The 25,653-nt window shown below is 64.1% G+C and carries 25 protein-coding genes and 3 pseudogenes; 21 read left to right on the top strand and 7 right to left on the bottom strand.

What is annotated here, in order from left to right; translation table 11 throughout:
• Positions 1-65 precede the first annotated feature (65 nt).
• The 4 genes and pseudogenes from IV498_RS00575 to IV498_RS00560 all read right to left on the bottom strand — a co-directional run bounded on the left by IV498_RS00575 (position 66) and on the right by IV498_RS00560 (position 4,043).
• On the bottom strand, positions 66-1,241 hold the full coding sequence (locus tag IV498_RS00575) for an HTTM domain-containing protein (RefSeq protein ID WP_269044607.1): 1,176 nt from the start codon (positions 1,239-1,241) through the stop codon (positions 66-68).
• Positions 1,228-1,977, bottom strand: coding sequence for a DUF5819 family protein (locus IV498_RS00570; RefSeq protein ID WP_269044606.1), 750 nt, complete (start codon positions 1,975-1,977; stop codon positions 1,228-1,230). Before IV498_RS00570 ends, IV498_RS00575 begins: the two co-directional genes overlap by 14 nt.
• A gap of 150 nt (positions 1,978-2,127) precedes the next feature.
• A complete protein-coding gene (locus IV498_RS00565; protein WP_269044605.1) occupies positions 2,128-2,853 on the bottom strand; it encodes an ABC transporter ATP-binding protein in 726 nt (241 codons plus the stop codon).
• A gap of 52 nt (positions 2,854-2,905) precedes the next feature.
• Positions 2,906-4,043 (bottom strand): annotated as a pseudogene (locus tag IV498_RS00560) (ABC transporter permease).
• A gap of 177 nt (positions 4,044-4,220) precedes the next feature.
• On the opposite strand from IV498_RS00560, the pseudogene IV498_RS00555 reads away from it, so the two are divergent.
• The 4 genes and pseudogenes from IV498_RS00555 to IV498_RS18770 all read left to right on the top strand — a co-directional run.
• A pseudogene (locus tag IV498_RS00555) lies at positions 4,221-5,554 on the top strand (sensor histidine kinase); the annotation flags it as partial.
• Between the two features lie 203 nt (positions 5,555-5,757).
• Complete coding sequence (locus IV498_RS00550) at positions 5,758-6,414, top strand: response regulator (RefSeq protein ID WP_269044604.1); 657 nt, start codon at positions 5,758-5,760, stop codon at positions 6,412-6,414.
• Positions 6,415-6,509: 95 nt separating this feature from the next.
• A complete protein-coding gene (locus IV498_RS00545; RefSeq protein ID WP_269044603.1) occupies positions 6,510-6,911 on the top strand; it encodes a hypothetical protein in 402 nt (133 codons plus the stop codon).
• A 195-nt stretch (positions 6,912-7,106) separates the two neighbouring features.
• A pseudogene (locus IV498_RS18770) lies at positions 7,107-7,679 on the top strand (C40 family peptidase); the annotation flags it as partial.
• Between the two features lie 26 nt (positions 7,680-7,705).
• Here IV498_RS18770 and IV498_RS00535 read toward each other — a convergent pair.
• Positions 7,706-8,551, bottom strand: coding sequence for a hypothetical protein (locus tag IV498_RS00535; RefSeq protein WP_269044651.1), 846 nt, complete (start codon positions 8,549-8,551; stop codon positions 7,706-7,708).
• Between the two features lie 103 nt (positions 8,552-8,654).
• Here IV498_RS00535 and IV498_RS00530 point away from each other — a divergent pair, with 103 nt between their 5' ends.
• From IV498_RS00530 to rplI, 16 genes are all read left to right on the top strand, one after another.
• Entirely contained in the window at positions 8,655-8,960 is a 306-nt protein-coding gene (locus IV498_RS00530) for a hypothetical protein (RefSeq protein ID WP_269044650.1), read from the top strand.
• A gap of 103 nt (positions 8,961-9,063) precedes the next feature.
• Positions 9,064-10,746 carry an ABC-F family ATP-binding cassette domain-containing protein gene (locus tag IV498_RS00525; protein ID WP_269044602.1) on the top strand — a complete coding sequence of 561 codons (1,683 nt, stop codon included), beginning with the start codon at positions 9,064-9,066 and terminating at the stop codon, positions 10,744-10,746.
• 90 nt (positions 10,747-10,836) lie between these two features.
• Positions 10,837-11,112 (top strand): type II toxin-antitoxin system Phd/YefM family antitoxin, encoded by a 276-nt coding sequence (locus IV498_RS00520; RefSeq protein WP_269044647.1) that lies wholly within the window; start codon positions 10,837-10,839, stop codon positions 11,110-11,112.
• 9 nt (positions 11,113-11,121) lie between these two features.
• On the top strand, positions 11,122-11,388 hold the full coding sequence (locus tag IV498_RS00515) for a type II toxin-antitoxin system RelE family toxin (RefSeq protein ID WP_269044601.1): 267 nt from the start codon (positions 11,122-11,124) through the stop codon (positions 11,386-11,388).
• 193 nt (positions 11,389-11,581) lie between these two features.
• Positions 11,582-12,772 (top strand): MFS transporter, encoded by a 1,191-nt coding sequence (locus IV498_RS00510; protein WP_269044600.1) that lies wholly within the window; start codon positions 11,582-11,584, stop codon positions 12,770-12,772.
• A 140-nt stretch (positions 12,773-12,912) separates the two neighbouring features.
• The gene (locus IV498_RS00505; protein WP_269044599.1) at positions 12,913-13,965 is read left to right on the top strand and encodes an ATP-binding cassette domain-containing protein; all 1,053 of its coding nucleotides are present in this window, start codon (positions 12,913-12,915) and stop codon (positions 13,963-13,965) included.
• 38 nt (positions 13,966-14,003) lie between these two features.
• Positions 14,004-14,789 (top strand): ABC transporter permease, encoded by a 786-nt coding sequence (locus IV498_RS00500; RefSeq protein WP_269044646.1) that lies wholly within the window; start codon positions 14,004-14,006, stop codon positions 14,787-14,789.
• 152 nt (positions 14,790-14,941) lie between these two features.
• Complete coding sequence (locus tag IV498_RS00495; RefSeq protein WP_269044598.1) at positions 14,942-15,892, top strand: ABC transporter ATP-binding protein; 951 nt, start codon at positions 14,942-14,944, stop codon at positions 15,890-15,892.
• Positions 15,889-16,797 (top strand): ABC transporter permease, encoded by a 909-nt coding sequence (locus IV498_RS00490; protein ID WP_269044597.1) that lies wholly within the window; start codon positions 15,889-15,891, stop codon positions 16,795-16,797. The genes IV498_RS00495 and IV498_RS00490 overlap by 4 nt, the downstream gene beginning before the upstream one ends.
• Before the next feature lie 149 nt (positions 16,798-16,946).
• Positions 16,947-18,230, top strand: coding sequence for a sensor histidine kinase (locus IV498_RS00485; RefSeq protein WP_269044596.1), 1,284 nt, complete (start codon positions 16,947-16,949; stop codon positions 18,228-18,230).
• Positions 18,164-18,844 (top strand): response regulator, encoded by a 681-nt coding sequence (locus IV498_RS00480; protein WP_269044645.1) that lies wholly within the window; start codon positions 18,164-18,166, stop codon positions 18,842-18,844. The genes IV498_RS00485 and IV498_RS00480 overlap by 67 nt, the downstream gene beginning before the upstream one ends.
• Before the next feature lie 12 nt (positions 18,845-18,856).
• Positions 18,857-20,140 carry a M18 family aminopeptidase gene (locus IV498_RS00475; protein ID WP_269044595.1) on the top strand — a complete coding sequence of 428 codons (1,284 nt, stop codon included), beginning with the start codon at positions 18,857-18,859 and terminating at the stop codon, positions 20,138-20,140.
• 220 nt (positions 20,141-20,360) lie between these two features.
• A complete protein-coding gene (gene rpsF / locus IV498_RS00470) occupies positions 20,361-20,666 on the top strand; it encodes a 30S ribosomal protein S6 (RefSeq protein ID WP_269044594.1) in 306 nt (101 codons plus the stop codon).
• A 53-nt stretch (positions 20,667-20,719) separates the two neighbouring features.
• A complete protein-coding gene (locus tag IV498_RS00465) occupies positions 20,720-21,268 on the top strand; it encodes a single-stranded DNA-binding protein (protein ID WP_269044593.1) in 549 nt (182 codons plus the stop codon).
• Positions 21,269-21,357: 89 nt separating this feature from the next.
• The gene (gene rpsR / locus IV498_RS00460; protein ID WP_003800144.1) at positions 21,358-21,597 is read left to right on the top strand and encodes a 30S ribosomal protein S18; all 240 of its coding nucleotides are present in this window, start codon (positions 21,358-21,360) and stop codon (positions 21,595-21,597) included.
• A gap of 17 nt (positions 21,598-21,614) precedes the next feature.
• Positions 21,615-22,067, top strand: coding sequence for a 50S ribosomal protein L9 (gene rplI / locus IV498_RS00455; protein WP_269044592.1), 453 nt, complete (start codon positions 21,615-21,617; stop codon positions 22,065-22,067).
• Between the two features lie 78 nt (positions 22,068-22,145).
• Here rplI and IV498_RS00450 read toward each other — a convergent pair whose 3' ends face one another.
• Positions 22,146-22,754, bottom strand: a complete 609-nt coding sequence (locus tag IV498_RS00450) for a hypothetical protein (RefSeq protein WP_269044591.1) — start codon at positions 22,752-22,754, stop codon at positions 22,146-22,148.
• A gap of 515 nt (positions 22,755-23,269) precedes the next feature.
• On the opposite strand from IV498_RS00450, the gene dnaB reads away from it, so the two are divergent.
• Entirely contained in the window at positions 23,270-24,652 is a 1,383-nt protein-coding gene (gene dnaB, locus IV498_RS00445; RefSeq protein ID WP_269044590.1) for a replicative DNA helicase, read from the top strand.
• A 79-nt stretch (positions 24,653-24,731) separates the two neighbouring features.
• Here dnaB and IV498_RS00440 read toward each other — a convergent pair whose 3' ends face one another.
• Positions 24,732-25,526 carry a FadR/GntR family transcriptional regulator gene (locus IV498_RS00440; protein WP_269044589.1) on the bottom strand — a complete coding sequence of 265 codons (795 nt, stop codon included), beginning with the start codon at positions 25,524-25,526 and terminating at the stop codon, positions 24,732-24,734.
• Positions 25,527-25,653: the final 127 nt, after the last annotated feature.

The following is a 25,653-nucleotide window of genomic DNA, read 5'->3' as shown; positions in this document are numbered from 1 at the left end:
CCGCCATTGGGTCTATAAGGAACGGTGGAACTCCAGATTTCCCGCGGAAGCCCGATCAGGGGTGCTTAGGCCGGGTCGGGATTGGCGGCGTCGTCGGGACCTTGGACGTAAGGTTTTTTCTGCCGGCGGGCATTCGTGCCCCACTTGCACCTGACCCAATTCGAGATTGATTCCATTGTCGAGTCCCGGACATAGATGACGTCGGCGGCGACCATGGCCAACGAGAAAACACTCAGTCCGAGAAATATGCCGATGCCGGCATGCATGGCGATCATGCCGACGACGGCGAGGCGTCGGGTCCAGCGGTTAAGCAGCAGCAGCGGAAAGAGCATCTGAATGGCCACCGAGCCCCACGAAATCAGGTGAACCATCAGGTTATTGGCAACCAGCAGGTGGTTCAGCTGCGGCCAGGGACTGAAGTTCTCCGAGTACATCGGATAGTAGATGGCCGTCCCGTTCTGCCACAAGGCGCCCCGGGCCTTGGCCAGACCGGCAATCAGATAAATAACGATCACCTGGGCGCCGATGGCGACCACGGCGAGATTGTGAACTATGACCCCGATCCAAGGCGGAATCAAGGTGCCTGCGGCGGCCGAAACACGCCTTCCGGTGGAGAGTTTTTCCGCCTTGATCCGGCGCCGGCGAGAATCCAGGGACCATTTGAGCGAACCGTCGGTCAAGAAACTGTAGAGGAGCATGATCCGAAAAGCGTTGTCCGCGGAGTCAGAGGAGGTGGGTCCGAGAGCCGCGAGCGAGGTAAACATCAGCCAGGTGACGACCGTGACGATGCGGGTCCGCCAGCCCAGCACCATCAGGACACCGAAGACGGCGAACAGCACCAGCTTGGCTATCAGCATCCAATCCGGATCAGAGGCTCCGAAGAACTTGAAAAGCCAAAAGTTCCAGATGCTGTCTTCGCGGTACGGCTGCGCCCATCCAGAGGCAGTGCCCCAGATGTACTTGCGGTCCATGATGTTGGTTGCCACAATCGCTACGGCGCAAGCGCCGAGCAGGATGCGCAGTATGGACGTTCCATACTGCGCCCGCTTGCCATCCAGCAGCCAGGACTCCAGCCGTCCAAAGACGTTCAGTTTCGCCGCCGTCCGGGCTGACGCAGGCACCGAAGCACCCTTCGGCGGGCGGCTGATGCCGTCGTCGTCGGCAGTGGCCGTCGCGGCCGGCAGCGGAGGCGGCGTCGTCTGCGCGGGGGTGTGGGACGGACCAGTGTTATTGACCGGCATTCGCCGTCACCGCCTTCTTACCGTACATGGATGCGATGGCCGCAAGATCAATGTCCGGCACCTTGACGATCTGCCGCCAACCGGCATCAAAATACGTGGTTTTGACCTGGTAGTTCGGGTCCTTGCGGACCGGATAAGGCTTAACCGGGATGGTGGCGATTCGGATCTGAACCCTCGTGACGCCGTCACCCCAGCGCGCCCTGGCCACCGAACTGGCCATTGACGTCATCGCAGTCTCGTCCTTGATGAACTGCGCCACGGCCTCCGCGTCCGCGGTGCTGCCGTTCGCCGCAAGGTCCTGCTTAAGCTGTTGCTGCCAATCCTGGCCAACATAGGACTTACCCGGCACCTGCTGCAGATCCTCGGGCAGCAGGGAAGCCGAAACCTGGTAGTGCGAGGTCAGTTGGAAATTGGTCAGGTACAGCCGGGAGGGCACCGGGTGGTGCAGGATGGAGCGATTCACGTCGGCCTTGGAGACGTTGAACCACTCAGTGCTGCTTCCGTCCACCGTGGCCCGGATTTCCAACTCGGTGTCCTCGTGGATCGGGTCCGGGGCAAAGACTGACCAGTACTGTTTAAAGATCGGGGTCATATACGCGTTGATGGTTCCCGGGCCGGCGATATTGGCCAGTCGGGTGGAACCGCTCAGGTAGATCACCGTGGCCAGCCCGTGCCAGATCAGCACGAGGGCCAGCACCGCACCCACCAGACGCACCACTACTGGACGTTTTTTCATCGTCTTAGCCGGGTACCCCCGTGAGCCGCCCCTGGCGGCCGGGCAGTGCCCTTCCTCGCTTCCGCTCGATTCAGCATTCAGTATCCCACGCGGGTACCCGGGCGGCCGCTGGGCACGCCGAAGCGCGGCTCTGACACCCGGGCCGGGAGCTCAGGCGGCAATCAGCGCAGGAGTGGTAAGCCGGCCGTCGCGCATGGTCGCCACCGCATCGGTCAGCGGCACAAATTCCGTGTCGTGCGTGACCATCACCGTGGCCAGCTGGAACTCGTCCGTGACCCGGCGCAGCAGTTGCACGATCGAGGACCTGCGCTCATGGTCCAATGCAGCCGTCGGCTCATCGACCAGCAGCACTTTGGGTTCGCCCATCAATGCCCGGGCAATGTTCACGCGCTGGCGCTGCCCGCCAGAGAGCTGGTGTGGACGCTTGTCGGCGCAGGAGGCCAGACCGACGACGTTCAGCAGTTCCATGGCCTTTGACCGGGCCTCCGTCAACCGTGTGCCCCGCAGATGGTCGCTGATGACCAGCTGCTCCGCCGCCGTCAGAGATGCCAGCAGGTTTGGCTGCTGGAAGATAATGCCCACCTTGTCCCGGCGGAGGGCAGTGAGCTTGCCGCCCTTGAGCCCGGTGACATCGATGCCATCGATGGACACCAGTCCGCGGGTGGGGCGGACCAGGGTGGCGGCGACGGCCAGGAGACTGGACTTTCCGGAGCCGGAGGGACCGACCAGGGAAAACATCTGCCCGGCACCAACCGTAAGGCTCACGCCGTCCAGGGCCTTCAGGGTGCCTTCGCCGTCCGGGTACTCGAGGCTGACGTTGACGAGGTTGAGCAGCGGCTGGAATGCGCTGGCATTGCTGGAAGACAGGGAAGTCATGGCAAAGGTTCCTTTACTGGGGTGGGGTGTGTGGGTGGAAAGGGGCGCGTGCTCAGTTGCCGCCGAGGGCGATCAGCGGGTCGACTTTGGTGACCCGCCGCACGGCCATGGCAGCGCCGGCAAGTCCGAGAGCGATGATGCCGGCGATGGGAAGGACCGTCGTGGCCGCCGAGACCATAAACGGAGCTGCCGTCGAAGCGAAGAATCCAGCGAGGACGCCCAGTCCGCCACCGATTCCGGCACCGGCCAGCAGTACCATGGCGGCCTGGGTCATGGCGTCGCGGAGCAGGTAGCCGCCGGACCCGCCAATGGCCTTCAGAATCGCGATGTCGCGGGTGCGCTGAACGGTCCAGACGGTCAGGAATGCCACAATCACCAGGGCGGAGATGCCGTAAAGGAAACCCTGCATCAGCATCAGCGAGCCGTTCTCACTTCGGAATGAGCCCAACGCCTGGAAGGATCCGGTGCGGGAAGTGCTTACCGTTTGGGCTGCGGCATTCGCGGGCATCCTCGTCCACGCCCGCGGAAGAGTTCCCGGCGGTGTTGGCGTAACTTACAGCCACGACCGTGCCCAACTGCCGGGAGTCGGTGAGGTGCGCCAGCGTGGCCCAGGTGGGCAGTGCCGTCCAGACGACGCCGGTGTGCGAGTACCATTGGTCGTCCACGATGGCGCTGATGGTCAGGGCCGTTCCGCCGACACTGGCTTTTTCGCCGACCGTGAGAGAGAGATCCTTGGCGATGGACTTGCCGATCACCACCGTGTTGGCGGTAACGGGTGCCGGTGCCAGCCGGGCATCCGGGTCCACTCCGAAAACGGCAACGTTGGCGGTGCCCTTGGTGTCGCCCGTGCCCTGGAAGCGCGTCTGACTGATACCGACGGCCTCCGCGCTGCCGACGCCCCGTTGCCGTCTCCAGGTGTCCACCTGCGCAGCTGTCACTTCGCTCTCTGTGAAGGAAGCCTTGGGCTCATTCCCTGCCGGTGCACCGAAGGCAATGGTGTCGACCGGCTTGCTGCTGCCCGGGCTGGTCCCGGTGCGGCCCAGCTCGGCAATGGCAGAGGTCGACTGGTTGCCCAGACCGGCCGTCAGCCCGGAGAGCATCACCAGCAGCAGGGTGATCAGGGCGACGACGGCGCCCATCAGGGCAAAGCGGCCCCGGGCAAAACGGATGTCACGGAGGGCGAGAAACATGGTTCTACTTCTTTCGATTGGATGTCAGGGTGTTGGGGAATTCCCTTAGTTCAACTTTCCCTCCGAAGCGGCAGTGCAACATCGGGGGGATGGATGATCCGCACTGTCCGTACGGTTGGTTGCCGGCTCAACCATTTGGTTGAGTCAGCGCAGCAGGCCGGCAGATAAACTGGGTGGATGCCCGACGCCGACTTTGCCCCTCCCCTGCACGGATCCGCACTGCACGGATCCGCACTGCGCGGATCCAAACCGGATGTCCGGCCGTCTTCCGGAGAGCCCATCCTGCGCTTTCTGCGGGTGGCGCTGCACGTGGGCTTCGCCCTGTTGCTCGCCGTCGCCGTGGCCCGGCTGCTGCTTTCCACCGCTCCATCCGGCCTGAAATATGGTGGAACCGCCCTTGCCGTCGTGCTGGCTGGCGTGTACGTCGGTGGAACAGTTCTGGAGAAGCGTTCCGCCGCCGGCCGGGCGAAATTCGACCCGCATCCCTATGCCATCTTGTGGCTGGGCGTCGTCACGGTCCTGTGGGGCATACTTCTCGCCGGCAGCGCGGAATTCTCCTCGCTGGCCTTTCCGCTTTTCTTCCTGCACCTGCATCTGTTGCGGCGTTGGGCGGCGCTGCTGACGATTGCGCTGATGACGGCCGCCGTAATTGTGTCCCAGTGGGCCGCCAGCGGGTTGGCGGTGCCGGCGGTGGCGATGGTGCTGGGACCGTTGGTGGGTGCCGGTTTTTCAGTGGTGACGTCGCTGGCTTATCGCGCGCTGTATCTGGATGGCAGTCAGCAGCGCCTGATCGCGGATGAACTTCGGCGCACGCGGGCCCAGTTGGCGCAGACCGAACACGACGCCGGTGTGCTGACCGAGCGGGAACGGCTGGCCCGGGAAATCCACGACACCCTGGCTCAGGGATTGTCTTCGATCGTGCTTGTCTCCCGTGCGGCGGATGCCTCGCTGGCGGCCGGGGACGTGGCCGTCGCGCGGCAGCGGCTTGCCACCGTGCAACAGGCCGCCTCGGACAACCTGGCCGGGCGCGGAACTTTGTTCGCGGTCTCAGCTCGCCGCAGCTGGAGGAGAGCTCGCTGGTGGAGAGCCTGCGGCGGCTGTGTGAAAAAACGGAGTGCGAGGCCGCCGCGCGCGGGGTGGGCCTTCGCTGCCGCTTCGCGCTGGAGGGCAGTGCCGAGGAACTGCCTAAGCCATATACCGTGGCCCTGCTCCGTGCGGCGCAGTCCAGCCTCGCCAACGTCTGGATACATGCCAAAGCCAGCAGCGCCGTCGTGACCCTGGCGTTTTTGGGAAGTGAGGTGACTCTGGACATTTATGAAGACGGCGTCGGTTTCGACCCAGCGGGTCTCGACGTCCGTCCGGGGATCCGGTCCGATGGGAGCGGGTACGGTATCCGTTCGCTGCGGGAGCGGATCTCGGCGCTGGCCGGTTCCCTCGAACTGGAATCGGCGCCGAGGGAAGGAACGGTAGTGGCCATCCGGCTGCCCTTGGTTTCCGCCAGCGCTGCCTCGGTCGCCTCGGCCTCGGTCCCGGCCCCTGCCGCCGCTCCCGATTCACCGGCCCCCGCCGCAGGTGCGGGCACCCCGACCGACAAGATGGCATCAGCTGTTTCAAGTTCCGGCGCAGCCCGGGCGGTGTCAGTTGCGCCCGCGGCGGACCGTCCCTCATTCGGCGACAACGTCCGCCCGGAGGGCAACCGGGTCGGTGGCCGCGGATGACGAACGTAATCCGGATTTTGCTGGTCGATGATCACCCAGTGGTTCGGGCCGGGCTCCGGGCCATGCTGAGCGGGTTCGAGGGCATTACGGTGGCTGCGGAAGCGGCCGATGGCGCTGCGGCGCTCAAGGAACTGGACCGCCTCGATGCTTTGGCCGAACCCGTGGACGTGGTGCTGATGGACCTGCAGATGGGCTCCGGCATGGATGAGGTTACGGCGACCGCCCGGATCCGGCAACGCCCCTCGCCACCGCCGGTGCTGATCCTGACAACCTTTGACACGGACGCGGACATTCTGGCGGCGGTGGAGGCTGGAGCCAGCGGATACATGCTCAAGGATGCGCCGCCGGAACAGATCCGCCAGGCCGTGCAGTCCGCGGCGGCGGGGCAGACGGCCTTGGCCCCGGCGGTGGCCGCACGACTGATGGGACGGATTCGCAGTGCTGAGCCTGCCCTCTCCATCCGAGAGGTGCAATTGGTGGAATTGTTGGCAACCGGAATGACCAACCGCGGCATGGCCAAGGCACTGTTCATCTCCGAAGCGACAGTAAAGACGCATCTGGTTCACATTTACGACAAGCTGGGCGTGGACAATCGAACCGCTGCCATCGCCGTCGCCACCGCCCGCCGGATCATCCGCGCCCCCGGTCAGTAGCGTCCCTCCGCCGTCCGAATTCAAGCAATTGTGGCCCCGCAGCGGACCGGGTGCTACGCTCCCCCTAATGGTCCGCTACGGGAGGATGTCCTGGCATGGGTGCTCCACATTCAGCCCCTCCGCAACTCACAAAGGTCTCCGCCGCCGAGAGCGGTGAGCTGCTGCGGGTTGAGTTCGACCTCGACAAGTCGCTGCCGACACATGGCACGTATCTGCTGGGACTGGTCGCAGCCAGCGCCGACTATTCGCATCAGCGTCGGCTGTCCATCGAATTCGTCAACGGTGATCTGGTGGATTTTTCCACCTTCAACCACGACCAGGTTGACCAGGAGCATCATGATCACTCCGGTGTGACCTTCGACGGAGCGACAATCGTGGCCCAATTCCCGACGTCATCCATCGGCGGCCTGGGCCGCGGACGTCTGGTCACGGCGTACAGCCACGTCGACGGCGAGCGTCTTCAGTCCCGCGTTCCGGTGGATACCTCCGGCTTCTGACGGCTGCAACACTGTCCCGGGCAGAGCCGGGTGAAAACCGGCGCCGCAAGCCGGCAGCCGCAAGGGGGACAGCGGGGCAAAAACACTTGTTGACTCAGGCAGCTTTGGGCGTAGCCTCTGTAGTACCGCACGCTAGAACCCGCCAAAAGTACCGCCACGCTAGAACCCGCCAAGCCGTTTCAGGAGGTTACCTCCGTGCATGAACCGCCTGTCCCGGCGAGGGGCCACCGGAAAGCACTGGCCGTCGCCTGCGTACTGTTGTTCGGGGTGGATTTTATTGGCATCCATTTGGTGAGCACGGACTCTTTGGGCCAGGGACATTCGCGTTTCCTGCCCGACGGCAGTACGGCGGACCGGCAATGGTCGTTGTTCGGCCCGGCGCCATCGAGCGTAAGTGCCGCAGCGGGTATCCATTCCCCGTCCAACGTCCAACTCTCCTTTGCCAAGAGCCCGGTGGTTTCCCTGGCGGAAATCCGGAACGGAACGCCGGCCGCCGCTGGATTCCAGGCACCAGACTGGCGTCCCGAACTGGTCGGATCGATCTCGCCGCAGGGCCAGACGGTCATCCTTGCCGCTGCCTATTCCGGATTGGGACATTCCTATGTCTGGGGCGGAACCAGCGCAACTCTGGGCTGGGATTGCTCCGGCTTCGTGCAGTGGGTGTACCGGCATGCCGGAATTTCGCTGCCGCGCACGGAGCAGTGGAGCGTCATGCTTCCGACCACGGAGCCCAGGCCCGGAGATCTGGTGGTTCAAAATCCAGACGGTCTCCAGCATTGGTCTCATGTGGGCATCTACGTTGGCAACGCGATGATGATCAGCGCCCTCAATCCCGACGTGGGCACGGTGCTGCTGCCGACCGCAGCCACCGGAACGTCGGCGTACTTTACGATGACGCCCGGTTTGGCGGACCTGCCGATGACGGGGGTCCCGTGGCGGCCGCCATTGAATCCCGTGGTCCCGTCCCTGCCTGCGCTGGTAGGCGGAATCGGTAATTCTCTTCCGCCGACCGTGCCTGTCAGCCCGGAAGTACCGTCAGCTGTAACCCAGCCAGCGGCGAAACCGGCGCCAATCGAGTCAGTACCCGCTGGGCCGACCATCGGCGACCCCATGGATCGGCCTCCTGCCAACCCGACGCCCACGCCGGAGCCGGTTCCAGCCGTCACTAATCCTCCGGTCGCTGCGCCATCCCCGTCGCCTCTGCCCGATAACCCTCCGTCGCCCATGCCGGTGGATCCTCCGGTCCAACCGTCGCCGTCGCCAACCCCGTCGCCAATCCCGTCGCCCGTGCCGGTGGATCCTCCGGTCCAACCGTCGCCGTCGCCAACCCCGTCGCCAATCCCGTCGCCCGTGCCGGTGGATCCTCCGGTCCAACCGTCGCCGTCGCCAATCCCGTCGCCATCGCCGTCGCCCGTGCCGGTGGATCCTCCGGTCCAACCGTCGCCGTCGCCAATCCCGTCGCCATCGCCGTCGCCCGTGCCGGTGGATCCTCCGGTCCAACCGACCCCATCGCCAACGCCGTCGCCGCTGCCAGGGGACCCGCCGACGCGCACGCCAGTTCCGATTGATCCCCCGGAGCAGGAACCGACGCCGGCGCCCTCAACCAGACCTGGCACACCGCCGTCGACCTCGGTGCCCATTGCGCCACCGGCACCCACCCCAGTGGCGCCACCCGCCGCAGCCGACCTGATCCCGATACTGGCGCAAGCACAGAAACCTGAAGACGTCCTCCCAAGTGAGTCCTTGACCGCGTTTGATGAGCACATTCAGCTGTCGAAAGTGCGGCTGCTGGCCCGGCTTGAGGGACAGAGCCTTTTCGTGGCGCCGCAGGGCTCCGACGGTGTCTGCCTGCTGCGAGTGGGGGCGACCGGTGCGTTGCTGCGGTCTGACTGCAGCAAACTGGATGCCTTCGCTGCCGGCGGTTTGCAGATCAAAGGCGACCATGGGGTGCCGGCTGTATGGCTGGTCCCGCTGGGCTGGAAGTCCGATACCGAAGCGGCATCCGGGTGGACGATGGTCGCCGAGAACCTGTTCGCGAAAAAGCCCTAAGTCCTCGACGCCGGGCCGGCATAATCCTTTTGCCGTTGCGCTGGGCGGGGAATTCCCGACCGGCGAAGGGCCTTGCCCTGCGACGGAATGGGAGACTGTAGATGTGGGCCATATAGACGTTGCAAATATTGACTACTTCCTTTCCGACGGCAGGCAGCTGCTCAACGGGGTGAATTTTCGTGTGTCAGACGGTGCCAAGACCGCTCTGATAGGCCCTAACGGCACCGGCAAGACAACGCTGCTGAGGATCATCTCCGCAGACATCACCGCCGACGAAGGCGTCGTCACCAAGTCCGGGAATCTGGGTGTGATGCGTCAGTTTGTCGGTTCCGTTCGGGATGATTCCACCGTCCGGGAGCTGCTGCTCTCGGTGGCTCCGCCAGCGGTGCGGATCGCCGGAGAAGCCGTCGATGCGGCTGAACTGGCCATGATGGAGCGCGACGACGAGCCCACCCAGATGGCGTACGCGCACGCCATTGCCGAATGGGGCGACGCAGGCGGCTACGAAATGGAGACCACCTGGGACGAAGTCACAATGGCGGCGATGGGTGTGGATTACTACAAAGCCCAGTACCGCAAGGCGTCGACCCTCAGTGGTGGCGAGCAGAAGCGGCTGGTACTGGAAGCCTTGTTCAGCGGCCCCGACGAGATCCTGCTGCTGGACGAGCCGGACAATTATCTGGACGTGCCCGGAAAACGGTGGCTGGAGTCGAAGCTGGCCGGCTCGGAGAAGTCGGTGCTGTTTGTCAGTCATGACCGCGAACTGCTGGCCAACGCAGCCAATCGGATCGTCACACTGGAGCCGGGTATCAACGGAGCCTCCAGCTGGACCCACGGCGGCGGCTTTGGGTCCTACGTGCAGGCGCGGGATGACCGGAATGCCCGCTTTGAGGAACTGCGCCGGCGTTGGGATGAGGAGCACATCAAGCTCAAAGAGCTGGTGAATATGTACAAGAACAAGGCCGCATTCCGCTCCGATATGGCCAACCGGTATCACGCCGCCCAGACGCGGCTGGCCAAATTCCTCGAGGCAGGGCCCCCGGAAGCCCTGCCCCTTGAGCAGCACGTGAAGATGCGGCTCAAGGGCGGTCGAACGGCCAAACGGGCGGTGGTGGCGCAGAAGCTGGAACTCATTGGGCTGATGAAGCCCTTCAGCGCGGAGATCTGGTTCGGTGACCGGGTTGCCGTACTCGGCTCCAATGGCAGTGGAAAGTCGCACTTTCTCCGGCTGCTGGCCGCCGGCGGCTCGGATCCGGACACCGAGCATCAACCGGTTTCCGACGTGGCTATTGCCCCGGTGCCGCATGAAGGGTCGGTGAAGCTGGGTGCACGCATCAGGCCCGGCTTCTTTGCGCAGACTCATGCCCGGCCTGACCTGGTGGACCGTACGCTGTTGGACATCATGCACCGTGGGGACGAGCACCGCTCCGGCATGGGCCGGGAGGCGGCGGCCGGTGCCTTGGATCGTTACGGCCTGGCGTCGCAGTCCGAGCAGAAATATGACTCACTCTCCGGTGGCCAGCAGGCCCGGTTCCAGATTCTGCTGCTGGAGCTCTCCGGCGCGACCCTGCTGCTGCTCGATGAGCCGACTGACAACCTGGACCTGCATTCCGCCGAGGCGCTGGAGAAAGCGATCGACGGATTCGAAGGAACCGTGCTGGCCGTCACGCACGACCGCTGGTTTGCCCGCAGCTTCGAGCGGTACTTCGTCTTCGGCAGCGACGGCAGGGTTTACGAATCGGACGAGCCGGTGTGGGACGAACAGCGGGTGGAGCGCGCCCGCTGAGTGGGCACGGCATCGCTGCCGTGGCTGTAGTGCACAATTGACCTGAATAAGAGTCCGCTAATGACCACTTTTCGGACTACAATAGTGAACATGCAAACGCTGCCGCTTTCGACCGTCAAGGCCAAGCTCTCCGAACTCGTCGACGCGGCATCCAAAACCCATGACCAAGTGATCATCACCAAGAATGGTTCACCGGCGGCGGTAATCGTCGGCGCCAACGAATGGGAAGCGCTGCAGGAAACTCTCTACTGGCTCTCGCAGCCGAATATCCGTGAGGATCTCGCCCGCGCCACGGAAGATGTCGATGCGGGCCGTGGACTCAGCGAAGAACAGATCCGGGCCGAGTTCGGCGTGCCGAAGGGCTGACGCCGGATCGTGGCCTATCGAGTCATTTTTTCCCCGGCCGCTCGCGGGGACATGCAGAGCGTTCCGCCCCGAATCGTCCCAGCCATTGTCGAGTTCGTCTATGGTGACCTTGCGAGGAACCCGCAGCGGGTCGGTAAGCCACTGGAGCGGGAGCTTGCCGGCTTTTACTCGGCCCGGCGTGGCCCTTACCGCGTCATCTACTCAATCGACGATGTGCAGATCATCGTCCAATTGCTCCGGATCGATCACCGGGCAGACGTGTACATACCCAGATGATGGGGGTCATATGCAGAGTCGTCGCCTGAGCCAATGGCGGTGATGTGGCGGGTAAGGCTTTAGGTTCCATGAAGCGAGGACCCTTGGCGCTACCCGGCTGGGATATCCTCGACATGACGCCGCACGTGCCAAGGGAGACCAGAGTGATAGAGATCGACGAAAGCTCCCTCCGCATGGTGGAACGGCGTTCGGCGTGAAGCCGGAGCAGGTCAACAGGGCGGCCATTGCCACTTTTGTCGTTTTCGCCATCAATGGGCTGGCGTTCGCCAGCTGGGCGGCCAGGATTCCGGCCGTCACCCGTGTGTTGGGCCTGAGCCCAGGCGAAATGGGGGCGGTACTGCTGACCGGGGCGGCCGGCTCGGTGCTGGCCCTTCCACTGGCCGGCACCATCGTGGGCCGGATCGGAACGGCCAACACCTCCCGGCTCGGAGGCTGCACCGCCGCCCTGGGTGGGCTGGTGATTTCAATGGCGCTGCTGATCACCTCGGTGCCGCTGATCATTGTTGGATTGTTCCTCTTTGGCGTTGGTATAGGCCTGTGGGATGTGTCGCAGAACATCGAGGGCGCTGAGGTGGAGCGGCATCTGGGCCGCACGATCATGCCGCGCTTCCATGCCGGATTCAGTGGTGGGGCGTTTGTGGGGGCACTGCTGGGCGCGGGCATGTCCACCCTGCATGTCAGTCTGTCCCTGCATCTGACCGCCATAGCCGTGTTTGTGGTGCTGGTGCTCCTGGTGGCGACGCGCTATTACCTGCCGGAACAGCGCCAGGCGGAGGCCGTTCGGATCGCGCCGCAGGTGCCGGCGGCGGCACAGCCCGGCCGCAATGCCTGGCGGGAACTGCGGACGGTGCTGATTGGACTGGTGGTCCTCGGGGCCGCATTGACCGAGGGCGCCGCCAATGACTGGATAGCCAAGGCCTCCGTGGATGGACTGCACACCAGCGAGTCGGCCGGCGCCATCATGTTCGCTGTTTTCGTCGCCTCGATGACCATCTTCCGCTTCATTGGCGGCCGCTACATCGACAGGTTCGGCCGCGTCCCGGTGCTGTACGCCAGCCTGGGGGCTTCACTGCTGGGACTCGTGGTCTTCGTGTTTGGTCCGAGCATCTGGGTTGCCGGAGCGGGTGCTGTGCTGTGGGGTGCCGGCGCCGCGCTGGGATTTCCAATGGGCATGTCCGCCGCCGCGGACGATCCGAAGCGGGCAGCCGCACGGGTGTCGGTGGTTTCCACGATTGGCTACGTGGCCTTTCTTGCCGGTCCACCGCTGCTGGGCTTCCTGGGCGACCACTTCACCATCCGCTACGCCCTGCTGGCCATCGGAGTGGCGATTATTGCCTCCATCCTGACTGCTCCCGCGGCCAGGCCGCTGCCCGTAGAGTCGTAGCCGCCGCCGCCGCGGAGGCTGACCGGAACGCGCCGCTTTTACCCGTCCTTAACTCCCCGCGGCAGGGCGTGGGAAGGTACCCTGTGATGTAGTTCACTTTCGTGCAGGCAAAGCCGGTAGGTTTGGGAAGAAGGCAGCGGATGTTGATTGAGGCGGCGGGCCTGACGAAGGTCTATAAGGCCAAAGGTGGGCCGGTCCACGCTCTGGACGGACTGACACTTTCGGTTCCGGAAGGCACGGTGAAGGCGTTGCTGGGGCCTAACGGCGCAGGCAAGACGACGACGGTCAAGGTACTGACCACACTGACCAGGCCCGACGGCGGGTCGGCATCGATTGCGGGCATCGATGTGTTGCGTGATCCCAAGGCTGCCCGCCGGATCATCGGCGTCTCGGGACAGTATGCCGCAGTTGACGAAAACCTGACGGGATTTGAGAACCTGGAAATGGTCGGACGGCTCTACCATCTCAGCGCGAAGTCGGCCAAGCAGCGTGCCAGCGAGCTGATTGAGATGTTCGAGCTGACCGCGGCCCAGAACCGTCCGGTAAAGGGATTTTCCGGCGGAATGCGCCGGCGGATCGACTTGGCCGGTGCCCTGGTGATCCGGCCCAAAGTCCTTTTCCTGGACGAACCCACCACGGGCCTGGACCCGCACGGACGGCTCGCCATGTGGGAGGTGATCAAGTCGCTGGTGGCCGACGGCACCACGCTGCTGCTGACCACACAGTATCTGGAGGAGGCCGATCAGCTGGCGGACGGCATCTCCGTGATCGACGATGGGAAGGTCATCGCGGAGGGCACGGCGGATGAGCTCAAGGCCCAGATCGGGGGCCACCGCGTTGAAGTTACGCTGATCGGGCAGGACGACGCCGACGCGGCGCGGGACATCCTGGTCCGCCATGGCGACGGCGTGCCCTCGCTGGGCAGTGACGGACGAAGCCTCACCGTGGGCGTGGTCAACGGCCCATCGTCGCTGCACCGGATGCTGGGTGAGCTGAACGCGGCGGGAATTGAATTGCACGACGCCGGAATCCGCCGGCCCACGCTGGACGATGTGTTCCTCAGGCTCACCGGGCATATCGCCGAGGAAGAGGCGAACGCGGATGACGCTGCTGCGGAGAAATCCGTGGCGGAGAAGAAAGTGAAGAAAAAGGCGGAAAAGAGAGCTGAGAAGAAATTGGAGCAGGCCAATTGAGCGCCGCCTTAGTCCCACTGCAGCTCCATCCCGTGGCTATGTGGGCCTCAGATGGATGGATCGTGACGAAACGCAACCTGATTAAAATGAAGCGGTCCCCGGACATGCTGCTGTTCGCAGTGCTGCAGCCGATTATGTTCGTGCTGCTCTTCAGCCAGGTGTACGGCGGATCAATTGCGGTCAAGGGGACGGACTACACGCAGTACTTGATGGCGGGGATCTTCGGTCAGACCGTGGTGTTCGGTTCAACGTTTTCCGGCTCCGCGATGGCACAGGATTTGAAAGCGGGCATCATCGACCGGTTCCGAACCCTGCCGATGAGTCCGTCCGCCGTGCTGATCGGGCGCACCAACAGTGATCTGGTGCTGAACGCAATTTCGGTGCTGATCATGATGGCGACGGGGTTGGTGGTGGGCTGGCGCGTGAACGCGACAGTTCCCTCATTCCTGGCAGGCGTTGGGCTGCTGCTGCTGTTTTCGTACGCGTTCAGCTGGGTGATGGCCCTGCTTGGCATGACAGTGAAGACGCCCGAGGCGATCAACAACGCCTCATTCATGGTCCTGTTTCCGCTCACCTTCATCTCCAACGCCTTCGTCCAGTCCAGTAACCTGCCCGGGCCGCTGCAGGTATTCGCGGACTGGAATCCAGTTTCCGCGCTGGTCCACGCGGCACGCAAGCTGTTCGGCAACCTCGGGTCCGCCCCGGTACCTGACGCCTGGCCCATTGAGCATGCCGTGGGGACGGTCCTCATAGGCGCGCTGGTGATGCTGGTGATTTTCGTCCCGCTGTGCATCAGGAAATTCGCTTCGATCAGTTCCCGCTAGCAGCGCAGGTCATCCCTGCGGAGTACCGGGCCGTGCCCAGGATCATCCCGGAGGTCGAAGATATCGAGCCATCTAATGGATAGCGTGGGAAGCGCAGTCCATATTCGGCGTCAAGCCGGGCACGGCAATTCGATGTAAAAGAGGATGTACAGATGATCGAGGCACTAAACCTCGCCAAAAACTACGGCGACAAGACCGCCGTCGCCGGTGTGACATTCACCGTGAAACCGGGCCAAGTGACGGGCTTCCTCGGGCCCAATGGGGCCGGTAAATCGACGACGATGCGCATGATCGTGGGCCTGGACCGGCCCTCTGCCGGCTCCGTCACCGTCAACGGCCTGCCGTTCGCCCGGCACCGAGACCCGCTGCATCAAGTCGGGGCCCTGCTCGACGCCAAAGCCGTGCACACCAGCCGCAGCGCCTATAACCACCTGCTGGCCATGGCGGCTACCCACCAGATCCCGACCAGCCGCGTGCACGACGTCATCGAAATGACGGGGCTTACACAGGTGGCCAGGAAGAAGGCCGGCGGTTTTTCGCTGGGCATGGGTCAGCGCCTGGGCATTGCGGCTGCGCTGCTGGGCGATCCGCAGACCCTGATCCTGGATGAGCCGGTCAACGGGCTGGACCCGGAGGGAGTTCTCTGGGTCCGCAACCTGGTCCGCTACCTGGCCGGCCAGGGCAAAACGGTGTTCCTGTCCTCACACCTGATGAGCGAGATGGCCCAGACGGCCGACCACCTGATTGTGATTGGCCGGGGACGCATTATTGCCGACGCGCCGGTGAAGGACATTATTGCGGGCACCGCGGAGGCGCGCACCCGGGTGCGGACGCAACAGGCCACCGAGCTGGGCCGGCTGCTGGCCGGGCACGGTGTCACGGTGGACAACAAGGAACACGAAACCCTGGAGATCACCGGCCTTGTTCCCACCCAGATCGCCCGGATCGCCCTGGACAACCAGGTGCTGATCTACGAACTCACGCCGATGAACGGCTCGTTGGAGGATGCCTACTTCGACCTGACCAAGGACGAGGTGGAGTACCACTCGCACTCACTGGCCCCGGCTGGTGCCGCAACCGAAAAAGGAAATAAGGGACCATGAGCACCTCAACCACCGCCGCCGTTCCGTCCCAGGCGGGCACCGCCGGCGTCAGCTTTGTCGGTGTCCTCAAGAGCGAGTGGATCAAATTCCGCTCGCTGATGTCCACCCGGTTGCTGCTGATCCTGGCCCTGGTGGCCGTAATCGGTGTCGGGGCCATGGCCGCCTGGCTGCGGGGCACCGTGCTGGAGCAGATCATGCAGTCCGGCGGAATTCCGCGCGGAGACGGCGCCATCGCACCGGCGGCTGTCCCGATGAGCGAAACGGCGGCCGAACACTCGCTGCCGGCCGGATTTGAGATTTACGGGGTGCCCAATGCGGGTCTGCAGCTGGGCATACTTATCCTCGGAGCGCTCGCGGTGCTGTTCATCTCCTCCGAATTTGCCACCGGCATGATCCGCTCCACCTTCACGGCCGTTCCCAAGCGGCTGCCGGCATTCGCTGCCAAGGCGATAGTGCTGGTGGCTGTCTCCTACGTCCTGACCATCGTGGCTGCCTTCATCACCTTCCTGATTTCCATCCCGATCCTGAAAGCGTATGGCGTGGACATGGACCTGCAGCGCGACGGCGTGCTGCGGGGCATCCTCCTCGGCGGCCTGTATGTGGCCGGGGTTGCTTTGATCGGGCTGTCCATGGGGGCGCTGCTGCGCAACTCGGCCGGCGGCATCATCATTTTGGTCGCGCTGTTCTTTGTGATGCCCTTCGCCACTCAGCTGCTGGGACTGGTCCCGGGCGAATTCTGGCAGCATGTGAACGAATACGTTCCCAGCGTCGCCGGCGGACGGATGCTGGAAATCGGCCACCGCGATGGCTTTATCGATCCCGGCGCCGGGGCGCTGATCTTTGTTGGCTGGATTCTGCTGTTCCTGATCCCTGCGGTGCTTCTGCTCAAGAAGCGGGACGTCTAAGCTGGCTGGCCAGAGCGGGCAACCGGACCGGCGGCGATGAGCGGAACCGGGGAGGCAGGAACGGCGGCGGCAGGCGGCACCTCGGTGGCCGAGTTCTCCGCCACCGCCGGGGCACGTTCCGGCGCTATTTCTACGAACACCAGCGCGTCATGGACCTGGTTATTGTGGTGGTCTACCTGCTGGCCTCAGTGGCCGTCGTCGTTGCGCAGCTGCTCGTGGGCCATCCGCTGCACCTGGTCCTGACGATCGTGTCCGCCGCTGCCCTGATGTTCCGCCGGTTCCGTCCGGTTGCCGTGGTTGCCCTGCTGGCGGTTGTCGAGACAGCTCTATTGCTGCTGGAGCCCTTCGCCAGCAATACCGGCCTGAGCCTGTGGTTCGGTCTGTATGCGGTGGCGGTGCGGCGCACCCGGGCTTTCAGTTTCATCACTACTGCCGCCGTCAGTTTGCCGCTGATAATTGTGTTCGTTTTCTTCTTCGAGCTGCCGCAGGACGTGCCGCTTCCTGCCGGTCCCGAGCGTGCGCTCGCGGGCGTGGTCACCGCTGTTGTGGTGCTGCTGTCCAACGTCATCGCCACCGGGATCGGCATCGGGGTGCGGCGCGATCGGGAGCACGAAGGGGAGCTGCGGGCTTGGGCGGAGCGGAATGCCCGGCTGGCCTCGGTCTCCGAGCGGAACCGGATTGCCCGTGAGATGCATGACGTGGTGGCGCATTCCCTGACCGTGATGATCGCGCTCTCCGATGGCGCCGCCGTGGTGGTCAGACGCAGTCCGGAACGCGCCGCGGAGGTTCTCGCGGACCTGTCCCAGACCGGCCGCATGGCGCTGGCTGACATGCGGCGGGTATTGGGAGTGCTGCATCAGGACAGCCCGCCGGAAACCGCGGGGCGCCGGCCGCTGCCCGAACACGCCGGGCTGGAAGCGCTTTTCGAGGGATTCCGAACCGCCGGACTGCCGCTCGCGGTGGCGACGACGGGCCCGGTGCTGCCGGCCGATCCGGCTTTTGCGCTGGCTGTTTACCGGATCCTGCAGGAGTCGCTGACCAATGTGCTTCGCTATGGACGGGCGGTGTCGCGGGTGCAGGTGCAGATAGTTCACCTGCACCCGGTGGTGCGTCTGACGGTGTCCGACGACGGCGGCGGGCCCTTGGTGGCGGTGGCGTCGGTGGGAACGGGGCAGGGAATCATCGGTATGAAGGAACGTGCCAGCATTTTCTCGGGAACGGTCTCGGCCGGCCCGGGGCAAGCTGGCGGATGGCGGGTCGATGCCGTCTTAAAGTGCCCGGCCAGCGGCGGCACGAACGGCTGCGCGGAGGTGGCATCAGCAACGGCGGCGGTTCGGCGGGCAGCACGGCCCATCCGGTGGCCGGAATGGACCGGCGGATCTCGGTGCTGCTGGTCGACGACCAGCGGCTGCTGCGGATGGGTTTCCGGCTGATTCTGGAGGGCGAGCCGGACCTGGAGGTGGTGGGCGAGGCTGGCGACGGCGCCGAAGCCGTGGCCTTGGTGGCGCAGCTCAATCCCGACGTGGTGCTGATGGACGTCCGGATGCCGGTGCTGGATGGCATTGAGGCAACCAGGGCCATCACGGCCTCTGGAGCCGCGGCCCGTATCATCATCCTGACCACGTTCGACCTGGACGAGTATGCTTTCTCGGGTCTGCGGGCCGGAGCCAGTGCTTTCCTGCTCAAGGATGTGGCGCCAGCCGAACTGGCGCAGGCGGTCCGGCTGGTGGCCAGCGGGGACGCGGTGGTGGCCCCGCGCGTCACGGCACGTTTAGTGGAGAACTTTGTCCGCTCCAGGCCACGCCGCCCTGCTGTGGCCGCAGATCCGCTGCTGAAGGACCTGACACCGCGCGAAACAGAGGTGCTGCCGGCCATCGCGGCCGGTCTTTCCAATGCCGAAATCGCGCACAAGTTCCATCTGTCCGAGGCGACGGTGAAGACCCATGTCCGGCGGATCCTGACCAAACTCTCGCTGCGTGACCGGGTCCAGGTGGTGGTCTACGCCTACGAATCGGGCCTGGTGGTCCCCAGCCACCCGGATCTTTGATTGAATCGCTGTATGACAGCTGCCGTTAACCACATCCAGGACCTCGCCACCTACGTCGGGGCCTCGCCGTCGAGCTTCCATGCAGCGCACGAAGCCGGCGCCCGGCTGAGCGCCGCTGGTTTCACCCGGCTGCACGAGGCGGACGCGTGGGACGCGGCACCCGGGCGGTTCTTCGTGATCCGGGACGGGGCCCTGATTGCGTGGCTGGTGCCCGCCAACGCCACCGCGGTGAGCGGATTCAATATCGTGGGTGCGCACACGGACTCGCCCTCCTTCAAGCTCAAACCCAAGCCGGGCACCGGCCGGTTTGGCTGGTTGCAGGCCGGGGTGGAGGTCTACGGCGGACCACTGCTCAATTCCTGGCTGGACCGCGAACTCCAGTTGGCCGGGCGGCTGGTGGCCCTGGATGGCACCGAGACACTGGTGAGAACTGGTCCGCTGCTGCGTTTTCCACAGCTGGCCATTCACCTTGACCGCGGCGTTGGGGAGGGTTTGAAACTTGATAAGCAGCAGCACATGAATCCGATCTGGGGTCTCGGTGAACCTGAGACCTCGGATCTGATCGGCCTGCTGGCGGAACGGGCCGGGGTGCGGGCCGGCGATATCGGCGGCTACGATATCGTCGCGGCGGACACCCAGGACGGCGCGTTGTTCGGTGCGGCAAACGAGTTTTTTGCCTCCGGCCGACTCGATAATCTCTCCTCCGTGCATGCCGGCCTGGTGGCCCTGATCGCCGCGGCCGACCAGCAGCCGGCTGAGGGTCCGATAGCCGTTCTGGCGGCATTCGATCACGAAGAAGTGGGTAGTTCCTCCCGCTCGGGCGCGTGCGGTCCGGTGCTGGAAGACGTCCTGACCCGCATCTCCGACGGCCTCGGCGCGACGGTAAGTGAACGCCGTCGGGCCTTCAACAACTCCTTCTGCGTCTCCGCCGACGCCGGCCATGCCATCCACCCGAATTATCCGGAGCGGCACGACCCGGCGAACCGTCCAATCCTCAACGGCGGGCCGCTGCTGAAGATCAATGCCAACCAGCGCTATGCTACGGATGCGGCGGGGGCGGCCATTTGGGCGCGTCTGTGCCGGCAGGAGAGCATTCCGTATCAGGAATTCGTGTCCAACAACGTCATGCCGTGCGGTTCGACCATCGGTCCACTGACCGCGACAAGGCTCGGCATCCGCACCGTGGACGTGGGCACCCCGCTGCTGTCCATGCATTCGGCCCGGGAGCTTTGCGGCGTGGAAGACCCGCACCGGCTGACCCGGGTGGCCGAGGTGTTCTTCCGCACCATCGTCTGACCCGCCGTCCGCCGGCCGTTCTGCCGCCGGAGGGCCGCCCCGGACAACGGATGGTTATGCACAGCTGGTTCGGGCCGATGCCGCCGGTACGGTAAGATATTCAAGTCTGTGCTGGCGCCCGCACCGGGGAAATACCGGTTTGTGCGCAGCAGGCACCGCAAATGAACCTCCTGTTACGGAAGTACCGTAACCGTTTAGCCCAAAGGAGGTGGGTTCACACATGCGTCCTTACGAATTAATGGTAATCATCGACCCCGAGGTCGAAGAGCGTACCGTTGAGCCGTCGCTTCAGAAGTTCCTCAGTGTCATCACCACCGATGGTGGAACCATCGACAAGGTTGACATTTGGGGCCGTCGTCGGCTGGCCTACGAAATCCAGAAGAAGACCGAAGGTATCTACGCCGTGGTGAATTTCACCGCAGCTCCGGCTACCACACAGGAACTTGACCGCCAGTTGGGCCTCGCCGAGACCATCCTGCGCGTGAAGATCACCCGTCCCGAGGACCAGAAGGTCGCAGCCGAGTAACGTCGGCAACACTTTCCCGTCCTTACCCGCAGGAACAGACCAGGAGGCAGCAGATGGCAGGCGAGACCACAATTACCGTCATCGGTAATCTCACCAGTGATCCGGAACTGCGGTTCACACCGTCCGGATCAGCAGTGGCGAATTTTACCATTGCATCCACTCCGCGGACTTTTGACCGCCAGTCCAATGAGTGGAAGGACGGCGAAACGCTGTTCCTGCGCGCATCGGTCTGGCGCGAAGCGGCCGAAAACGTCGCGGAATCCCTGACTAAGGGAACCCGGGTCGTTGTCAATGGCCGGCTGAAGTCGCGTTCCTACGAAACCAAAGAAGGCGAAAAGCGAACCGTGATGGAACTGGAGGTCGACGAAATCGGCCCCTCGTTGCGTTACGCCTCGGCGAAAGTCAACCGCACCCAGCGCTCCGGCGGTGGGAACGGCAACTTTGGCGGCGGCAGCGGTGGCGGCGGCAATTCCGGCTCGGGTAACTCCGGCTGGAATGGTGGCCAGAGCCAGTCCTCGCCCGCCGAAGACCCGTGGGGTGCGCCCTCCGGTGGTTCGGCAGGCTGGGGATCCGGCTCGGATTCCTCGGAACCCCCCTTCTAGCTCCACCTTTTACTCAAGGCGGCAACCGCCGCCACCACCATCCCGCGGATCCATATCCACGGGCTCCACGAACACTAAGGAGCTCCACGATGGCTAAGGCTGAACTCCGTAAGCCCAAACCAAAGTCCAATCCCTTGAAGGCCGCTGACATCACCGTCATCGACTACAAGGACGTAGCACTGCTGCGCAAGTTCATCTCCGACCGCGGAAAGATCCGTGCCCGTCGAGTGACTGGCGTCACCGTCCAGGAACAGCGCAAGATCGCTCAGGCCATTAAAAACGCCCGCGAAGTTGCCCTGCTGCCCTACTCCGGCGCCGGCCGCGGCTAAGCGAAGGAGATAAGAACATGGCAAAGCTCATTTTGACCCACGAAGTAACGGGGGTCGGCGCTGCGGGCGACATCGTTGAGGTGAAGAATGGTTACGCACGTAACTACCTTCTGCCGCGCGGTTTCGCCCTGACCTGGTCCAAGGGCGGCGAGAAGCAGGTGGAGTCCATCCAGGCTGCCCGCACCGCCCGGGAACACGCTTCGGTTGAAGCGGCACAGGCCCAAGGCTCGGCGTTGACCGCCAAGCCGGTCAGGCTCGTCGTCAAGGCCGGCGAATCCGGCCGCCTCTTCGGCACCGTCAAGGCCGAAGATGTCGCAAAAGCTGTCGCGGCTGCCGGACTCGGCACCATCGACAAGCGCAAGGTTGAACTGCCGGCGCACATCAAGAGTGTCGGCTCGTACCACGCCAACGTCCGCCTTCACAGTGACGTCGCCGTGGTTATCGACTTGGATGTCGTCGCAGCAAAGTAGTTAGCAGCAGACGTTCTCGTCGGCTGCCGGAAGGGCTCCCGTCCATTTGGACGGGAGCCCTTTTGTTTTCGTTCCGGGTCAGCGCAGCCGGTCGATAAAGTTCCTGGCCTCGGACAACGTCATCTGCGTCTGTTCGCGCAGGAGGTTGACCGCCTGCATTTTCTGACCACCCCGAAGCATTCCCTGCAGCTGCAGCAGCAGCGCGCCATTCACCTGCCCTGGCATCGCTGGTCCCTGTCCGGCAAACCTCCCGGCGTTCTGTCCGTCGCGGGGCCCGGAGCCGGTACCGCGCAAATTCTGCCCGTGCGTCTCATTCTGGCCCTGGGCGGGGCCGCTTCGGTAGGCGCCCGCCTGGGAGTAGCCCGTGCGCTGGGCCGGGTGGTCGGGACGCAGGGCGGCGGCCCGGCGGACTTGATCCTGCGTATGGGCTGCCGACTTCCGGGCCAAGTCAAGCTGATAGCGGTCGGCATCGGACAGGCCGCTCGAGCGCGGGCCGCCCGCCCGCGCAGCCCAGACCAGAACGACAATTCCTACCACCGCGATGAGACCCACAATGAACCAGTCCATGAGCTGAGCATATGCCACTTGGGGGCCGACGGGATGGTTGGCCTGGAAGCGGGAATCCTGGCCCGGACGGCCTATTGCACCGGAGCTGGCGCGCCCAGCTCCGGTGCCCTGTCTGGTCACCCGCTGCATGCATTCCGCCGTATCCTTCCCATCCATGCATGTTGACCGCGGCATATATTGGCCGGACAGGCGGCCGGCGCCCAGAGTCAGGCCGGACGAATGACGGGTCCGCTGCCCTTCGGCGCCGCTCCGGTGAGCCGCCCGAGGGTTTGTCAACACGCAACCTGTGGATGAAGGTTGGGTGAAAATATATCCTCCTCCACAGCGTGTGCACAGCGTTGACGCAGGTCAGGACCGCCTTTCCAGTCAAAGATAATCGTTTTCCACAGTCTTGTCCCCATCGTGTGCACAAGACACGCCGCGGTATCAACAGTTTGTCCACAGGGAAGGCGCACACCCGGGTTGGTCTCCGGTAGGCGAGGGTCTACCGTTGCGTGGTACCCCTTTCCGCCGCCGGCACAGAATGTCGGAGGCGGCTGGTAGGACAGAAACAGCAGCAACACCAGGCCAGTTCGCTGGCCACCGTTCCCGGCACGCACCACGCGCACCGGATCGGCAGGAAAGGGGCATGGCCGGTGTCAGTCAGTAACACGCATACAGCCGAATCACTGCGGGAGCCGGATTTCGCCCGAACGCCTCCCCAGGACCTCGTCGCAGAACAAAGCGTCCTGGGCGGCATGATGCTCTCCAAGGATGCGATCGCGGATGTGGTCGAGGTACTGCGCGGGAACGACTTCTACCGTCCCTCGCACGAGAGCATCTACGAGGCGATCCTTGATCTGTACGGCCGGGGCGAACCTGCCGATGCGGTGACTGTCGCCGATGAACTGACCAAACGCGGCGAGATTACAAGGGTTGGTGGTCCGGCATACCTGCATCAGCTTATTCAGTCAGTCCCGACCGCGGCCAATGCGGGGTTCTATGCCGAGATAGTCGGTGAACGCGCCGTCCTGCGCCGGTTGGTCAACGCCGGAACCAAGATCGTCCAGCTTGGCTATGCCAACGACGGCGAAGTCGAGGACATCGTCAATGCCGCCCAGGCGGAGGTATACGCCGTCGCCGAGCGGCGCACCGCTGAAGACTATGTGGCGCTCAAGGACGTGATGGAATCCACCGTGGACGAGATCGAGGCGTCCGGGCACCGCGGCGAGGGTATGACGGGGGTGCCGACCGGCTTCTACGAACTCGATGAACTGACCAACGGCCTGCACCCCGGGCAGATGATCGTCATTGCAGCCCGCCCCGCGGTGGGAAAGTCCACCTTTGCGCTGGACTGGGCCCGGTCGGCTGCGATCAAGCACAATCTGGCCACGGTGGTTTTTTCCCTGGAAATGGGGCGCAATGAACTCGCCATGCGCCTGCTCTCCGCGGAGGCCACCATCAGCCTGCAGGACCTGCGCAAGGGCACGGTCAAGGACGATCAGTGGTCCAAGATCGCCACCACCATGGGACGCATGAACGACGCCCCGCTGTTCATCGACGACAGCCCCAACATGTCCCTGATGGAAATTCGGGCCAAATGCCGGCGGCTGAAACAGCAGCACAACCTCAAGCTGGTGGTGTTGGACTATCTCCAGCTGATGTCCTCAGGAAAGAAGGTTGAGTCCCGCCAGCAGGAAGTCTCCGAGTTTTCCCGCGCCCTCAAACTGCTGGCCAAGGAACTCCAGGTGCCGGTCGTAGCCCTCTCGCAGCTGAACCGCGGCTCGGAGCAGCGCACGGACAAGAAGCCCATGATCTCGGACCTGCGCGAATCCGGTTCCATCGAGCAGGATGCGGACATGGTCATTCTGCTGCACCGCGAGGACATCTATGACAAGGAATCTCCCCGCGCCGGTGAGGCTGACGTGATTGTCGCTAAACACCGCAACGGACCGACCAAAACGATCGTCGTCGGGTTCCAAGGCCACTATTCACGGTTTTCCAACATGGCTGCGGACTCCGGTTCCGGCGCCTATTAGCCCTGAGGCACATAGCTTCCCGGCACGCATCGAGTGCGCAGTTCGTGCTCGATACCGGTCTGGATCGAGCACCTATTACTTACTCGATGATGTTTTTAGCCCAGAGCGATTGCATCTCTGTCATCGCACGATCAGTGATGCACAGCATTGCCCGGCGCGCTTCCTCCCCGTCACCGCGCTGGATGGCGCTGGCCACGTCCACGTGCATCTGCAGTGCCTCCTCGTGCGGGTGCTCGGGCATCAGCCCATAGTTCGTCCGACCGGTCAGGACTTCAGCGACAAGAGTGGTGAGTTTGCCGAACATTTCGTTGCCGGAGCTGGAAAGCACCAGCCGGTGGAACTCGATGTCCAGCTGCAGGAACAGCGCCGTGTCCCCGTCGCGGCCGGCTGCCCAGAGCTTCCCAGCCAGCCCCATCAGGTCACTGGCGTCCCCAAGCGGCGCACGCACGGCGGCCAACCGTGCGGCCTCCGGTTCGATGGCCGCACGCAGCTCAAAGAGGGAGCGCAGTTGGGCAATGCGCCCGGGTGAGGCAAGCCGCCAGCGGATCAGCTGAGGATCATAAAGATTCCACTCGCTGGAGGGCAGGATCTGCACGCCCACCCGGCGCCGGGACGCAACCATCCCCATCGAAGCCAGCACGCGCAGCGCCTCGCGGATCACGGAGCGGGAAACCTGGCAGCGTTCCTCCAGTTCCTCAATCAGCACCACCGAACCGGCGGGCAATTCCCCCGAGCTGACCGCCAGGCCCAACAGGTCCACCACTTGGCCGTGCAGGCCCGAGGGGACGCTGGAAAGGCCCGTGGTGCCGCGCACCGGAAAGAATCCGGCGGAAACTGGGCTGGGGGCTGGGGTCGTGTCGAGCATGCCAATCATCGTATCGGTTCCATATTGGAGTTGCATAAGTATGATCTAACTCACTACTATCTTGTCTTATGGCAGATGTAAAGATGCATCGGCCCGTGGTTGCGGCGGCGCAGCCCGAAGAGAAAATGGAGACACC

The organism is Paenarthrobacter sp. Z7-10, assembly GCF_026932795.1.
Taxonomy (GTDB): Bacteria; Actinomycetota; Actinomycetes; order Actinomycetales; family Micrococcaceae; genus Arthrobacter_M.
Note: the sequence above shows the minus strand (reverse complement) of the source record. Positions and strands in the feature narration are given on the sequence as shown.